The organism is Lyngbya sp. CCY1209 (genome assembly GCF_055795065.1).
On the sequence record NZ_JAYFER010000102.1, the window covers coordinates 1 to 347 of the forward strand.

The window sequence follows — 347 nt, forward strand, 5'->3', positions numbered from 1 at the left end:
AGACCTCTTCCCCCCGATTTCTTCCCGGATGTATGTTTTCCTTTTGGATATTGCCTGATATTGAACCCCAGGAAGTCGAATCCGGGTGGGACTTTTTTTCCGTCAGCTTCGATTTCTCTTAGTGTATGACAGATTCTTGTCTTTTCCGGCTTGAGTTGGAGTCCAATGGGATTTAACCATTCGGAGATAGCAATCTTGCACTGTTCAATGATTTCGAGATTTGGTGATATGACTACAAAATCATCGGCGTATCTGACGACCGTTGCTTTTATCTTCTGTTTCTTTTTGTTAGGGAAGATTTTGTTGATGTGCCTCACCATTCCATCCAGTGCGATGTTGGCGAGGAG

General features: G+C 43.8%; 1 protein-coding gene. It reads right to left on the reverse strand.

Annotation, left to right across the window (positions count from 1 at the left end; all coding sequences use genetic code 11):
* Nucleotides 1-347 (reverse strand): reverse transcriptase domain-containing protein (locus AC0QHF_RS00650; protein WP_324702258.1); only part of this gene is annotated, 347 nt, incomplete at both ends.